We start from the raw sequence: 12,349 nt of genomic DNA, 5'->3' as shown, positions 1-12,349 counted from the left end.
ACCGAAACATTAAGCCGCGGCAGGTACTTTCAGAAACCTGTCCGCGCATGGAACATGTGCATCGCCGGGGGCAATGAAACGCATGCGGCCAAGGAAGGAAATCAGGACGCCACGGTATCGGCCGTGGACGACAGCGACTGCATCGCCAGCGCCTGTGCCGCCTGCTGCGCCTCGTGCAACGCCTGCCGGCCCTCGGCAACGAGGGTTTCCAGCGTTTCCCGCGCGGCGGTGGTGATCCGGAGATCGGTTTCCCGCATTCTCCCGATCGCCGCCCGGACCTCGTCCGGCTGATCGGGCACCAGCGCCATCAGGAAACTCGAACGGGTTTCCGCGGCGCGTACGGCCTCGCTCCAGTCGGCGCGGACGATCGCGGCCTCGATCGCGTTCGTGAGTGAATCGAGACTCCGGACGATTTGAAGCGGCGTCATTTCGCATTCCTATCAGAGATTCATGCCGTCTGCCCGATTGCGCCGGCAGGCCGGTGCGACATTGCCGCCGGCCCGTGCGCGCTCGACATCGGCAAGATGTGCCGAACGGGCAACGACGGACCATCGTGCGCCATCGGTCACCGCCCTCGCATGCGCGATCCGTTCCAGGACCGCGCGGCAACCGGCGAACGCGTCGGCCGCCATGCAATTGCAGCGATTGTATGAAACCCTGTACCATCCGGTACGTAATATTTTGTAATGATATGTCGAGTAATCTTTACCGGCTTCGCACCGACGAGCGCCCGGGACAGGCGTATGCGCAAGCCGTGCGCGGATGGTACCCGACGACACCTCGTCCCGCATCCTGTCCGGCGACGCGCCGGATCTCGCGCCGGGCCGTCGCATCAGGATCCCGCGCCATTCGCCAACACCGCGATCCGGCCTCGCCACCCGTACGCGTTGTACGCGGCGGCGCCGGTTTGCACGCCGCACCGGCACGCCGGGCGATGCAGATTTCAGCACATTCCAACGGAATGTTTCGCAGTATCATGCGCCTCTCTTCGGTTACCCCCTGTTCGGACCGGGCCTGACCGCTCGCCATTGTCCCGTTTTGCCCCCTCGTTCAGAGATGCCCATCCGAATCCTGCTCGTCGAAGACGACGTTCATCTGTCCGCGCTGATCGCAGACTATCTGCGCAAGCATCAGTACGAGGTGGACACCCTGTTCGACGGCACCGACGCCGTATCCACGATCGTCACGCACCGCCCCGACCTGGTGCTGCTCGACATCAACCTGCCGGGCAAGGACGGCTTCGAGATCTGCCGCGACGCCCGCCTGCAGTACGACGGCGTCATCATCATGATGACGGCCCGCAACGAGCAGTTCGACGAGTTGCTCGGCCTGGAATTCGGCGCGGACGACTTCCTCCACAAGCCGGTCGAGCCGCGCATCCTGCTCGCGCGGATCAAGGCCCAGCTGAGACGGCTCCGGATTCGGCCGGCCGACTGCGCGCCCGCATCGCCGCAGCGCTTCGAGTTCGGCAAGTTTTCGATCGATCGCGCGGACCGCAAGGTTCGCCTTCCGGACGGCAGCGCGCCGCGCCTGACGTCGACCGAATTCGACCTGCTGTGGGCCCTGGCGTGCCGCGCCGGCGAGGTGGTCACCCGCGAAGACCTGACGCTGCTGTTGCGCGGCATCGAGTTCGACGGCCTCGACCGTTCGATCGACTGCCGCATCTCGAAGCTGCGCCGCAAGCTGTGCGACGACGTCATGGAACCGAGGCGAATCAAGACGATCCGCTCCAAGGGCTATCAATTCAGCAAGCACGCGTGGGAGTGACGCACCGCCTCGCAGGCGGCCCGGCGCGGCGCACGGCCGCCCGCGTCGAGCGGCCGTCGCGCCGGAAGATGCTCGCCGCGGCCTAGCGCATGTTTCCCGTATGGCCGAGCGAATAGCGGCCCGGTTGCGGCCACACCGTGAGGCCGTGCGGCTCCATGCCGACGGGAATCGACCGGACCGCGCCGCTCGCGGTGTCGATCGCATAGACGACGTCGTCGAAGCGGCCCGACAGCCACAGCGTCTTGCCGTCGGCGCTCACGTTGCCCATGTCGGGGCTGCCGCCGCCGGGAATCGGCCAGGTCGCGACCACCTTGCGCGTCGCGAAATCGAGAACCGAGACGCTGCCCTTGCCGTGGCGCGGCCCGTGCACGAGGTTGGAGCCGCGATTCGCGATATAGAGCCGGGCGCCGTCGCGGCTCGGATACAACCCGTGGGTGCCGACGCCGGTCCGGATGAAGCCGGTCTTCGCGAAGCGGTCGCCGTCGACCAGGTACACGCCGTCGGCCATCATGTCGGCGACATAGAACACCTTGCCGTCCGGCGACACGCGAATGTCCTGCGGCATCCCCTTCCGGTCGAGTTCGAGGTAGCCGACCACCTTGCGGTTCACGAGATCGATCTTGGCGAGCTTGCCGCCGAACTCGCACGTGAAAAGCGCATACCGGCCGTCGATCGAGAAATCGGCGTGGTTGATCCCCTTGCATTGCGGGACATCGAGGCTCGATTTCAGCGCCATCGTGTGCGGATCGCGGAAGTCGAGCCGCGCATGCGCCTCGGCCACCACGATCGCATCCTGACCGTCGGGCGTGAAATACATGTTGTACGGGTCGTCGACGCTCACTTCCGGGCCGGGCTTGCCCGTCTTCGGATCGATCGGCGTCAGGCTGCCGTCGGTCCGCCCTTCCGCATTGTTCGCCACCCACAGCGTCTGCAGATCCCACGCGGGCACGACGTGCTGCGGGCTGCGGCCGACGGCGAACCGGTCGACGACCTTGTAGGTGGCCGGGTCGATCACGTAGACGTCGTTCGATCTCAGGTTCGGCACGTAGACGCGCGGCAACGCCCCCGCCACCGCCGCGCTCATGTGACCGGCCTGCGCTTCGCTGTACAGGTTGCCGGGGTCGACGACGGGCGGCATGCCGGGTACGGTCGCGACGGCGGACGCCGCGAGCGCGGCGCGGACACCGAAGCCGGCAAGCGCCGCGGCGGCGGCGAACGCGAAACGGGAGAAGCGGATGTGACGGTGACGGCGAAGGCGCAGCTGCATGACGGTGCCCCTGGGCGATGGCTTGAACGGAACGGCGCTGGAACGGTAAAAAGCGGAACGGCGGAACTGTCGCGCGACGTGGCAGCGGCGTCAGCGGGCGGCGACGGCCTTCCGGATGGCGTCCACGGTGCGCGACACGATGGCGTCGGTCCCCAGCCGGCCGAGTTCGGCGCTGGCGTGACGCGGATCGCCGCCGTACACGCCGTCGACGGCGCCGGGCTTCGCGGCGTTGTGCAGCGCGTCGGCCCTGACCATGCCCGGCGCGACCGCCAGCAGCAGCGACGTATCGGCGAGCCCCGCATGGGTGCCGATATCCGCGGCCGGTACGCCGTGCTCGCGCAGGATCTGCGCGTAACCGTCCGAACTGGTGCCGTAGTATTCGGCCGGCACGAACGCGCGCGCGCCGGTGCCGGCCCACGACTTGTTGAGTCGGGCGACCGACTGCCGGATGTCGTTCTGGTAGCCGCCGTGATCGCCGAGGAACACGATGTTCGTGAAACCGTGAACCCGGAAACTGTTGGCCGTGGACTCGAGGGTCTTTTCGAAGACGTCGTCAGTCACGGTGATGGTGCCCGGGAAGCGCATGTGCGACGTCGGCGGCGCATAGCCGCCTTCCGGCACGTACGCAATGACGGGCGCGACGATCGCGTTGCCGAGGCCTTCCGCGATCCGCTCGGACAGGACCTTGACCCGCGCGTTGTGCTTGCCGAGCGCGACGTACGGCCCGCTTTGCTCGGTCCCGCCGATCGGAATCAGGATGGTGGTCTTTCCGGCGCGTACGCTGTCGCGCAGTTCGGTCCAGGTCATGTCCTCGAGACGGACCGTTCCCGGCGCCTGCGCGAACGCGGCTTGCGCGAGGGTGAGCACGAGGGCGGCGAACACGGCGCGTGGCGGACATTTCATCGCGGATTCTCGACGGAAGAAGGGAACGGCGCTGCAATTCCTCGCACCATAAACGAACTCGCGCGACTTGTCGCTGACCGCAGCGCGGCGCCTTGCGCAAACGCGGATCCGAAAGCGCTTCGTCAGGATGGCCCCGCGCAGTGCGGCCGGTCGTTACGCGTCGGGAGGACGCCGGCGTGCCGCCCCGCGGCGCGTCAGACAACCCGCCCGTCGACGCGCATCACGCCCGCAGCACGGCCACTGCCTTGATTTCGACGACATAACCCGGCGCGCCGCCCAGCATGTGCGCGCCGACCGCCGTCCACGCCGGCTTCGGGTGGGCATCGAGGTAGCGGTCGCGCACCTGCATGAACAGCGCCAGGTCGCGCAGGTCGGTGTGAAAGCTCATCAGGTCGACCACGTCGGCGAACGATGCGCCGGCCGCTTCCAGCACGCGCTTCAGGTTTTCGAACGCCTGCACGATCTGCGCCTCGCGCGCCTCGACCAGGCGCATTCCGGCATCGCGGCCGATCTGGCCGGACACGTACAGCGTATCGCCGACCAGCAGGCCGGGCGCGTAGCCGATCGTCTCGTACACCGCTTCCATTCCCGCCGGAACGACGGCCTTGCGTTCATGCATGAGGGTCTCCGTGGCCGGCGCCGGTGCGCCGGCCGTCTGGTTGTCGATGAATGACGGCAGGCGGCGCGCCGCTCAACCCGTATCGCCGCCCGCGACCGGCAGGACGGTACCGGTGATGTAGCTCGCCTCGTCGGACGCGAGGAACAGGATCGGCGCGATCTGCTCGTCGAGGCTGCCGTAGCGCTTGAGGAACGTCGAGTCGGTCACCTGCCGCACGGCCTCGGCCATCCACGCCTGCTCCTGCTCGCTGTCGCCGGCCGCGTTGCGCGGCACGCGGCGCGGCGGCGCGCTGGTGCCGCCCGGCGCGGTCGCGACGACGCGGATGTTGTGTTCCGCGTATTCCATCGCGAGTGCCTGCGTCAGCGCATTGACGCCGCCTTTCGCGGCCGAGTACGGCACGCGGCGGATGCCGCGCGTCGCGTTCGACGACACGTTGACGATCGTGCCGCCGCCGCGCGCGAGCAGGTGCGGCAGCGCCGCGTGGCACGTGTAGAGCGTCGGCATCAGCGAGCGGCGGATTTCCGCGTCGATCTGCGCCGGTTCGAATTCCGCGAACGGCCGCATCCGGATCGCGCCGCCGACCCCGTTGATCAGGATGTCGATACCGCCGAACGTCTGCACCGCGCACGCGATCGCCGCATGCGCGCCTTCGTAGGTTTCGAGATCCGCGACGCATCCCGCCGTATCGCCGTGCGCCGCTTCGGCGGCCACGTCGGCGACGAAATCCGCGCGATCGACGAACAGCACCCTGCCGCCCTCGGCCGCCGCGCGCAGCGCGACGCCGCGACCGATGCCCTGCGCCGCGCCGGTGACGACGACGACCTTGCCCGAGAATCGTTGCATGGTCATGCCGCCTTTGCCGTGACGTTGGGCGTGAACTTCTCGTAGTGGAAGCTGTTCGGCTTCACGCCTTCGTCGTCGAAGTACCGGCGCACCGCGTCGACCATCGGCGGCGGGCCGCACAGGTACACGTCGACGTCGCCGTCGTTCAGCGCATCGGCCGGAATGTGCTGCGTGACCCAGCCCTTGCGCGGGTGGTTCGATTCCGCATCGGCCACGACCGTCGCGAAACTGAAGTTCGGCAGCTTCGCCGCATACGCTTCGATCGCATCGACCAGCACGAGATCGAGGTCGCGCGTTACGCCGTAGATCAGGTGCACCTTCTGCTGCGACCCGCCGCGCGCCAGCACCTCGAGCATCGACAGGAACGGCGCGAGGCCCGTGCCGCCCGCGAGGAACAGCAGCGGCCGCTGCACGTCGCGCAGATAGAAGCTGCCGAGCGGCCCGTGCAGTTCCAGCGTGTCGCCGGGCCGCGCCGATTCGAGCCACGTGCTCATCACGCCGCCGGGGATCTTCTTGATCAGGAAGCTCACCCTTGCGTCGGCCGGCGCGGACGAGAACGAATACGAGCGATGCTGGCCGCTCGCGGGCACGTCGATGTTCACGTACTGGCCCGGCAGAAACACGGGCGCGGCCGCGCCGACGTCGAGTTCGAGCACGACGGCCGCGTCGTTGTGCGGCTCGACCTTCGTCACCGTCGCGGCAAAACCGCTTTGCCCGGTCTTGCACGCGACCGACGACGTCGGCACCGCGATCACGCAATCGCTGTGCGGCACCATCTGGCAGGTCAGCACGAGGCCGCCGTCCTTCTCGTCCTCGGTGAGCGCGTCGTCGATGTAGTCGTCGCCGAGGTCGTAGCGGCCGCTTTCGGCGCGGCACTTGCAGGTGCCGCACACGCCGTCGGAACAATCCATCGGCAGGTTGATCTTCGCGCGGAACGCGGCGTCGAGGACTTTCTCGCCGGCCCGGCAGTCGATGAAGCGGGTCACCCCGTCCTCGAAATTCAGTGCAATCGTGTAGCTGGACATGGCATCGCCTCCACTTCCTTTCATGACAAGACGGACGGGCGTCAGACGTGATAGACGTCGAGCACCTGCCGGATGTAGTCGTTCTTCAAGACGATCTTCTTGGACGAGATCAGCAGCGCATCTCCCGCCTTGCGCAACGTGACGAACATCGTGCCGAAGAAGTGGTCGGTGACGCGGTAACGATGGTTCAGCGTGTGGAAGTTGTAGCGCACGTCCACTTCGTCGTCGCGCTCGGCCAGCACTTCCACATTCGTCACGTTGTGGCTCGTGCGCGGCTCGGGCGTCGACGCGCCGCTGCGCTCGGTCTTGATCCGGAACACGCGATCCTCGAGGCCGCCCCGGTCCGCGTAATACATCAGCGAGATCTGGCTTTGCGGATCGTCGGTCGGCCGGTCGTCGTCGTCCCACGCGGGCATCCAGTACGTGACATCTTCCGTGTAGCAGGTCAGCCAGTCGTCCCACTGGCGATCGTCGAGCAGGCGCGCTTCGCGGTACAGCGCGGCGCAGACAGTCCGGTAATCGACGCTCATGCCGCCACCTCGCCGCGTTCCTGCTTCAGCGCGTCGCGCATCACGTTCACCCAGTGTTCGTGCTGGCTCACGAACAGCCCTTCGTCCTCGCTGCGCTCGCCCGAGATGCGCGGGTTCAGCCCCATCCTCCTCGCGTTCTCGTCCGGGCCGTCGACCCACAGCGGCGCGCCGCGCGACAGGTCGTTCCACATCGCCGTGATGCCCGCGTAGCCGGCCTGGCAGGCCCGGAACTCCTCCAGGTCGTCGGCCGTGCCCATGCCCGTCACGTTGAAGAAATCCTCGTACTGGCGAATGCGCGTCGTGCGGTCGGCCTCGCTCTCGCCCTTCGGCGCGAAACAGAAGATCGTGACCTCGGTCCTGTCGACGCCGAGCGGCCGCACCACGCGGATCTGCGTGCTGAACTGGTCCATCAGGAACACGTTCGGGTACACGCACAGGTTGCGCGTCTGGTTGACGATGAAGTCGGCCTGCACCTCGCCCACGCGCGCCCTGATCTCGTCGCGATGCCGATACACCGGCCGCACCTCCGGGTTCATCGTCTGCGTCCACAGCAGGATGTGGCCGTTGTCGAACCCGTACACGCCCGCGACCGACTTGCTCCAGCTGTTCGCATCGACGGCCTTGGTGCCGTCCTCCTTGCGGCGGCCCATCGTCGCCGCGTAGTTCCAGTGCACGGTGCTGACGTGGTAGCCGTCGCACCCGTTCTCCATCTGCATCTTCCAGTTGCCTTCGTAGATGTAGGACGAGTTGCCGCGCAGCACCTCGAGCCCGTCCGGCGCCTGGTCGACGATCTGGTCGATGATCACGCGCGTCTCGCCGAGATAGTCCTCGAGCGGCTGCACGTCAGCGCTGAGACTGCCGAACAGGAAGCCGCGATAGCTCTCGAAGCGCGCGACCTTCTTCAGGTCGTGCGACCCGTGCGTGTTGAACTGCACCGGATACTCGGTCGTCTTCTCGTCCTTCACCTTCAGCAGCTTGCCGGTGTTCGAGAACGTCCAGCCGTGGAACGGGCACGTAAAGCTGCCCTTGTTGCCGTGCTTGCGGCGGCACAGCATCGCCCCCTTGTGGGCGCACGCATTGACGACCGCGTGCAGCTCGCCGGTCTTGTCGCGCGTGATGACGATCGGCTGGCGGCCGATCCACGTCGTGTAGTAGTCGTTGTTGCCGGGAATCTGGCTTTCGTGCGCGAGGTACACCCAGTTGCGCTCGAAGATGTGCTTCATCTCCAGTTCGTACAGTTCCTCGTGGGTGAAGATGTCGCGGCGGCAGCGGAATACGCCGGCCTCCTTGTCATCCTGCACGGCAGTGGCAAGCAGGTGATCCAGTTCGTTGGCTCGTTCGAGAATGGCGGACATGTTGGCTCCTCCCATGCGCGTGCCGCGTCCTGCAAGCACGCTCGCATCGGTATCGGTTGAATCTCGCGGAAACCCGGCCGGCGGCGGCGCAGCCGCGCCGTCGGGCGGTTACGCCGTCGCGGCCGCGCGCAGGCGGTGGACGATCTGGTTGTCCTTGCCCTGTACCAGCGGCGTCAGCACGACGTTGAACTCGATGTCCCGGTACGCATCGGCCTTCATGCCGAGCGCCGTGCCGCCGGTCCTGTCGACGACGGGCGGAATCAGCGCCTCGCGCGTCGCATACGCGAAGTCATCCCAGATCAGCGGATCGCCGTCGATGTTGAATTGCGTCGTCAGCTTGCGGTGATCGTCGCTGCCGACGAAGAAGTGCACGTGCGCGGGACGGTTGCCGTGGCGGCCGAGGTCGTTCAGCAACTGCTGCGTCGCGCCCTGCGGCGGGCAGCCGTAGCCGACCGGCATCAGCGTGTGGAATGCGTACCGGCCGTCCGCGCCGGTCCTCACCGCGCCGCGCAGGTTGAAGTCGGTCTGCGCGCCGGTCGGGTCGAAGTGCGAATAGAAGCCCTTCGAGTTCGCGTGCCAGCATTCGACCAGCGCGCCCGCGACGGGCTCGCCGTCGAGGCCGGTCACCGTGCCGTGGATCGCGAGCGGGCCCGCGTCGTCGTCCGCGTCGAGGTCGATTCTCGACACGCCGTCGCGCACCGGCGCGCCCGCCACATACAGCGGCCCCTCGATCGTGCGCGGCGTGCCGCCGGCAAGGCCGTTCGCCTCGTCCTCGGCATCCATGCGGATGTCGAGATACTTCTCGAGACCGAGGCCCGCCGCGAGCAGCGCCGCCTCGCCGTCCTGGCCGAGCCGGTTCAGGTAGTTGACGCCCGCCCACACCTCGTCGGGCGTGATGTCGAGATCGTCGATCGCCTTGAACAGGTCGCCGAGCAGGCGCAGCACGATCTGCTGCGTGCGCGCGTGGCCGCCGCTGCCGTCCGCGTTCGACGCGGCCCTCAGCAGGTCCTGGACTTCCCTGGTATCGAAAACCTTGACGCTCATGATGGTGTCTCCACGTGTATTGGGGGAATGACGGTCTTTGCCGGGTTCGCGCTATCGGGCGACTTTCGTCAGCCCGTCGCCGGTGAAGCATCTGGCTTTCGCTTCGTCGGGTTCGATGCCGGGACCGGAACCGGCCAGTACGGTCGGTACGGTCGGCTCGAAGGCGCTGTTTTCGCGCGGCCGCGTCGGGATCGCTTCGATGATCGGCAGCGGCCCGAACGGTTCGCTGCGCCCCGGCCGGTTCGCGACACGCGCGAACCGGTGTGCGGATGCCGCCGTGCCGAACGCGCCTTCACGCCTCGTGGCGACCGGCAGCGAGTGCGGACCGATCGCCGGCCGGTCGACGAGGCGGATTTCGATGCGTTCGAGGGTGACGGAAGACATGGAGCACGCCGTGAGGTGAAGTTCTTGAGCCGATTTATACGTGTCGGCCAGATGGAGCGTCCAATACTTTTAGGCAGTCAATTCAATACCACTCAGGTATTGAAAATAAGAGATAGCCGGTAAATATCGTCATTTTCCATACCCGACATGACAGGCAATAACGCCTGGAAGCCATGCCGGATCAGGGGGAACGGCAAACCGGCATGCGCCGGCCGCCGACGGTCGGGAGGGAGGCTGCAGCAGCGTCGATCAGCGCGTGAAAGCGCTGCCGCATCGGGTCGCATCAGGGTTTTCCTGATGGATCGCCGGGGGTGCCCGACGGGAATGGCGACGCGTCCGCCCGCTCGCAACGACGCAAAAACGCGGGCGCGCAGTCGTGGTCGTGGTCGTGGTCGGCGGTCAGCGGCCGGCTGCCGCGATCGACGCCTGCCATTGCGCGGCCACGCCGGCGTAGTCCTCGATCCGGAAAGCCGAGCCGTCCTTGACGTGGATCCAGCCGAGCGTGCGTTCGGCGAGCGGCTTGTCGTGGTCGTCCGTTGCGATCTTGACGATCGCATGCGAACGGATATGCACGAGACCGTCCGGATAGTCGGACGACGGATTCGCCAGCGTCGCCGTCACGAACGGGCCAAGATCCTGCAGCAGTCGCGCGGCCGGCGGATCGTCGGCCATCAGCAACGCACCGCCCTTCACGCGGTCGTCCACGCGAATGGCCGTGCTGTCCGGACGCCGCTGCGCGGCGGTCGGCCGCGACATCCACAGCACGTGGTCCGGGTTGAGGTAGACCACATCGGGGTCGCCCATCGCGTCGCGGGTTTCAATCCGGGGTATCGGCATGCAGGGTCTCCAGTCGGATACGGGGCGCCGCTCGCGGGTGCGGCGGCACCATGATGATGTCGCAATGTGTCGGCATTTCGGATGTCTTCCGACCAAAGGCGCGACCACCCGCGGCAGGATAACCGCGCCGCGCGCATGTTGCCGTGCTTGCCGGCGCGCCGATGCCGTCGATATCGCTGGTCGTCCGCCCCGACGTCACGCCGCCCGCGCCGCAATCCCGGGGCCCGGGGTTGCAGTCGGGGCACCCGCTCTTGCCGGGCGCGCCTGGTCGCCCATGTTCGGCGCCCGTAGTCTTCCGGTGGCCAGGCACGCCGGTCAATGGAGAATGACGGTGATTGCGCGCCTCGGGTCGGACGGCTTCCCGGAGCATGCGCGCGTGGCCGACGGCGGCCAATCGGCCGCACGACGCGTGCGGCGCGGCCCGGCGAACGGCATCACGACGCCGCGGCCGCCGCTTCCCGTTTCGCGTGAAGCCGCAACGCGAGCCACGCGATCCCGACCGCGCACGCACCGACCACGCCGCCGAAGGTGCCGATCCACGGCAGCCCGAAATTGCCCGCGATATGGTTGCCGAGCAATGCGCCGGCGCCGATGCCCACGTTGTACAGCCCGGAGAAGATCGACACCGCGAGGTCGGTCCCCTCCGGCGCCAGCTTCAGCACCCACGCCTGCATCGCGAGGCCGAAACAGACGATCGCCCCGCCCCAGACCAGCGTATGCACCGACAGCGTGACGATGTTCAGCGCGCACGGGAACAGGATCAGCAGGCACCCCGACAACGTGACGATCGACGCGAGCAGGAACTTGTCCGGCTCGCGCGGATAGATGCGGTTGAAGCAGATCGCGGCCGGCATGCCGGCAACGCCGAACAGGATCAGCACGTAGGTGATCCGGCTGCCGCTCGCATGGTTGACGCTCTGGACGAACGGCTCGATGTACGTGTACGACGTGAAGTGCGCGGTGACGACGAGCACGGTGATCGCGTACAGCGCCACCAGCGCGGGCTTGCGCAGGAACACGCCGATGCTGCCGAGCGACCCGGCGCCCTGGCTCGGCAGCATCGGCAACGTCGCGCGCAGCAGCAGCAGCGCGACGGTCGCCGCGCCCGCGATGATCAGGAACGTGACGCGCCAGCCGAACGCCTCGCCGATCACGCGCCCGAGCGGAATGCCGGCGACCATCGCGATCGACGTGCCCATCGCCAGCATGCCGAGCGCGCGGCTTTTCCGGTCGACCGGCGCGAGCCGCACGGCCAGCGGCACGGAGATCGACCAGAACACCGCGTGCGCGCACGCGATGCCCAGGCGGCCGGCCATCAGCACCTCGAAATTCCAGGCGACGCCCGTCACGACATGGCTGGCGATGAACACCAGCAGCGCGCCGGTCAGCAGCCTGCGGCGCTCGACGTGGCGCGTGACCAGCGTCAGCGGCAGCGACACGATCGCGACGGCCCACGCGTAGATCGTCAGCATCAGGCCGACGTCGGTCGGCTGCATGTGCAGGCTGTCGCCGATCGCGCTGAGCAGCGCGACGGGCACGAACTCGGTGGTGTTGAAGATGAAGGCGGCCAGCGCCAGGGCGATGACGCCCCGCCACGCGTGCCTGGAGCCGACGGCGTCCGGTGTTGCCATACCTGGGATCGACGAGACGAGGATTGGAGGCGCGTCCGGCGCGGAAAATCCCGCCCGGCGCTTCGCGGCGATTGTACCAGCGGCATATGACACGTCGTCGCACGCCGGCGAGGCGGGACATCGCGATGACATCGCCGTGCGCCG

The 12,349-nt window shown here is 67.5% G+C and carries 13 protein-coding genes; 1 reads left to right on the top strand and 12 read right to left on the bottom strand.

Going from position 1 to position 12,349, the window contains the following annotated elements; all coding sequences use genetic code 11:
• Window positions 1-101: 101 nt before the first annotated feature.
• Window positions 102-428: a hypothetical protein gene (locus tag GQ56_RS0124670; protein WP_052007324.1), complete on the bottom strand. Its 327-nt coding sequence runs from the start codon at window positions 426-428 to the stop codon at window positions 102-104.
• A gap of 628 nt (window positions 429-1,056) precedes the next feature.
• Between GQ56_RS0124670 and GQ56_RS0124660 the strand changes: the two genes are divergently transcribed.
• The gene (locus tag GQ56_RS0124660; protein WP_031401180.1) at window positions 1,057-1,767 is read left to right on the top strand and encodes a response regulator; all 711 of its coding nucleotides are present in this window, start codon (window positions 1,057-1,059) and stop codon (window positions 1,765-1,767) included.
• Between the two features lie 82 nt (window positions 1,768-1,849).
• On the opposite strand, the gene GQ56_RS0124650 is transcribed toward GQ56_RS0124660, so the two are convergent.
• The 11 genes from GQ56_RS0124650 to GQ56_RS0124600 all read right to left on the bottom strand — a co-directional run bounded on the left by GQ56_RS0124650 (window position 1,850) and on the right by GQ56_RS0124600 (window position 12,205).
• Window positions 1,850-3,034, bottom strand: a complete 1,185-nt coding sequence (locus GQ56_RS0124650; RefSeq protein ID WP_031401179.1) for a YncE family protein — start codon at window positions 3,032-3,034, stop codon at window positions 1,850-1,852.
• A 90-nt stretch (window positions 3,035-3,124) separates the two neighbouring features.
• Window positions 3,125-3,937: a creatininase family protein gene (locus GQ56_RS0124645; protein ID WP_031401178.1), complete on the bottom strand. Its 813-nt coding sequence runs from the start codon at window positions 3,935-3,937 to the stop codon at window positions 3,125-3,127.
• 220 nt (window positions 3,938-4,157) lie between these two features.
• Window positions 4,158-4,556: a RidA family protein gene (locus tag GQ56_RS0124640; protein WP_031401177.1), complete on the bottom strand. Its 399-nt coding sequence runs from the start codon at window positions 4,554-4,556 to the stop codon at window positions 4,158-4,160.
• A gap of 72 nt (window positions 4,557-4,628) precedes the next feature.
• The gene (gene benD, locus GQ56_RS0124635; RefSeq protein ID WP_031401176.1) at window positions 4,629-5,405 is read right to left on the bottom strand and encodes a benzoate diol dehydrogenase BenD; all 777 of its coding nucleotides are present in this window, start codon (window positions 5,403-5,405) and stop codon (window positions 4,629-4,631) included.
• On the bottom strand, window positions 5,402-6,424 hold the full coding sequence (benC, locus tag GQ56_RS0124630) for a benzoate 1,2-dioxygenase electron transfer component BenC (protein WP_031401175.1): 1,023 nt from the start codon (window positions 6,422-6,424) through the stop codon (window positions 5,402-5,404). Before benC ends, benD begins: the two co-directional genes overlap by 4 nt.
• Window positions 6,425-6,465: 41 nt before the next feature.
• On the bottom strand, window positions 6,466-6,954 hold the full coding sequence (gene benB, locus GQ56_RS0124625) for a benzoate 1,2-dioxygenase small subunit (RefSeq protein ID WP_031401174.1): 489 nt from the start codon (window positions 6,952-6,954) through the stop codon (window positions 6,466-6,468).
• Window positions 6,951-8,309: a Rieske 2Fe-2S domain-containing protein gene (locus tag GQ56_RS0124620; protein ID WP_031401173.1), complete on the bottom strand. Its 1,359-nt coding sequence runs from the start codon at window positions 8,307-8,309 to the stop codon at window positions 6,951-6,953. Before GQ56_RS0124620 ends, benB begins: the two co-directional genes overlap by 4 nt.
• Window positions 8,310-8,417: 108 nt before the next feature.
• Complete coding sequence (gene catA, locus GQ56_RS0124615; protein WP_031401172.1) at window positions 8,418-9,353, bottom strand: catechol 1,2-dioxygenase; 936 nt, start codon at window positions 9,351-9,353, stop codon at window positions 8,418-8,420.
• A 51-nt stretch (window positions 9,354-9,404) separates the two neighbouring features.
• Window positions 9,405-9,737 (bottom strand): hypothetical protein, encoded by a 333-nt coding sequence (locus GQ56_RS0124610; protein WP_031401171.1) that lies wholly within the window; start codon window positions 9,735-9,737, stop codon window positions 9,405-9,407.
• Window positions 9,738-10,136: 399 nt separating this feature from the next.
• On the bottom strand, window positions 10,137-10,574 hold the full coding sequence (locus GQ56_RS0124605) for a hypothetical protein (RefSeq protein ID WP_152601843.1): 438 nt from the start codon (window positions 10,572-10,574) through the stop codon (window positions 10,137-10,139).
• A gap of 434 nt (window positions 10,575-11,008) precedes the next feature.
• Window positions 11,009-12,205, bottom strand: coding sequence for a sugar transporter (locus GQ56_RS0124600; protein ID WP_031401169.1), 1,197 nt, complete (start codon window positions 12,203-12,205; stop codon window positions 11,009-11,011).
• Window positions 12,206-12,349 lie beyond the last annotated feature (144 nt).

The sequence above is a fragment of the Burkholderia paludis genome, assembly GCF_000732615.1.
Taxonomy (GTDB): Bacteria; Pseudomonadota; Gammaproteobacteria; order Burkholderiales; family Burkholderiaceae; genus Burkholderia; species Burkholderia paludis.
Note: the sequence above shows the minus strand (reverse complement) of the source record. Positions and strands in the feature narration are given on the sequence as shown.

Bases quoted from the DNA above. Each gene is read 5' to 3' on its own strand.
- benB (WP_031401174.1), bottom strand. From the start codon at position 6,954: ATGAGCGTCGATTACCGGACTGTCTGCGCCGCGCTGTACCGCGAAGCG.
- GQ56_RS0124660 (WP_031401180.1), top strand. From the start codon at position 1,057: ATGCCCATCCGAATCCTGCTCGTCGAAGACGACGTTCATCTGTCCGCG.
- benD (WP_031401176.1), bottom strand. From the start codon at position 5,405: ATGACCATGCAACGATTCTCGGGCAAGGTCGTCGTCGTCACCGGCGCG.
- catA (WP_031401172.1), bottom strand. From the start codon at position 9,353: ATGAGCGTCAAGGTTTTCGATACCAGGGAAGTCCAGGACCTGCTGAGG.
- GQ56_RS0124670 (WP_052007324.1), bottom strand. From the start codon at position 428: ATGACGCCGCTTCAAATCGTCCGGAGTCTCGATTCACTCACGAACGCG.
- GQ56_RS0124605 (WP_152601843.1), bottom strand. From the start codon at position 10,574: ATGCCGATACCCCGGATTGAAACCCGCGACGCGATGGGCGACCCCGAT.
- GQ56_RS0124650 (WP_031401179.1), bottom strand. From the start codon at position 3,034: ATGCAGCTGCGCCTTCGCCGTCACCGTCACATCCGCTTCTCCCGTTTC.
- GQ56_RS0124640 (WP_031401177.1), bottom strand. From the start codon at position 4,556: ATGCATGAACGCAAGGCCGTCGTTCCGGCGGGAATGGAAGCGGTGTAC.
- GQ56_RS0124610 (WP_031401171.1), bottom strand. From the start codon at position 9,737: ATGTCTTCCGTCACCCTCGAACGCATCGAAATCCGCCTCGTCGACCGG.
- GQ56_RS0124645 (WP_031401178.1), bottom strand. From the start codon at position 3,937: ATGAAATGTCCGCCACGCGCCGTGTTCGCCGCCCTCGTGCTCACCCTC.
- GQ56_RS0124600 (WP_031401169.1), bottom strand. From the start codon at position 12,205: ATGGCAACACCGGACGCCGTCGGCTCCAGGCACGCGTGGCGGGGCGTC.
- GQ56_RS0124620 (WP_031401173.1), bottom strand. From the start codon at position 8,309: ATGTCCGCCATTCTCGAACGAGCCAACGAACTGGATCACCTGCTTGCC.
- benC (WP_031401175.1), bottom strand. From the start codon at position 6,424: ATGTCCAGCTACACGATTGCACTGAATTTCGAGGACGGGGTGACCCGC.